General features: G+C 59.0%; 1 protein-coding gene. It reads right to left on the bottom strand.

Going from position 1 to position 641, the window contains the following annotated elements; genetic code table 11:
- Positions 1-176: 176 nt before the first annotated feature.
- Positions 177-641: M15 family metallopeptidase (locus EN939_RS36940; RefSeq protein ID WP_164751635.1), on the bottom strand; the 465-nt coding region annotated here is incomplete at its 5' end.

Here is a 641-nt window from a genome sequence, read left to right as displayed (position 1 = left end):
AATTAGATGCATTCAATGTTGCCTTTTTTGCCCCTCTTGAGAAAATGTTCGACGCCATTTCGCCGTTAGGAGAAATATTTTCCTCTTGAGGCCAAAGGAAGAATCCATGACCCGGCCACTCAGCCTATCTAGCAAGGGGCGGTGCCGAGGCAAGGTGCGGAATTTGGTCCGGTGCATCAATCGGCGGTGATGGGAAAGTCGAAACGCTGTCTGGCGAACGGTTCGCTTTTCAGCGTGAAGTGCCACCATTCCCTTGCATAGTTCTTGAAGCCGCCGGCGCGCATGGCGTCGACAAGCATCTTGCGGTTTGCCGCCACTTCACTGGCAAGGCCTCGGTGGGCGGTTTCGCTCATCGGATCAAAGCAGTCGAAGCCGGTGCCGAAATCGAGCGTGTCGGCATCGCCCGCGCCGCAGGCCTGGTTCGGGCTGGACCTGCGGTCCGTCCGGGCGACGGCGACATCGACGGTCGAGCCACGTGAATGGGTCGATAGTTCTCCGACATAACCCTTGGCGATCAGCTCACTGCGCCTGACCTTCGGATACCATTGTGGATCGGGCGACCCGCCATCGCGCGTCCATTCATTCATGTCGGCGACGGCGCGGGCAGGGCGGTAGCAATCGAACAACATCAGGGTCAGGCC

The organism is Mesorhizobium sp. M7A.F.Ca.CA.002.05.1.1 (assembly GCF_003998335.1).
Lineage (GTDB): Bacteria > Pseudomonadota > Alphaproteobacteria > Rhizobiales > Rhizobiaceae > Mesorhizobium.
Note: the sequence above shows the minus strand (reverse complement) of the source record. Positions and strands in the feature narration are given on the sequence as shown.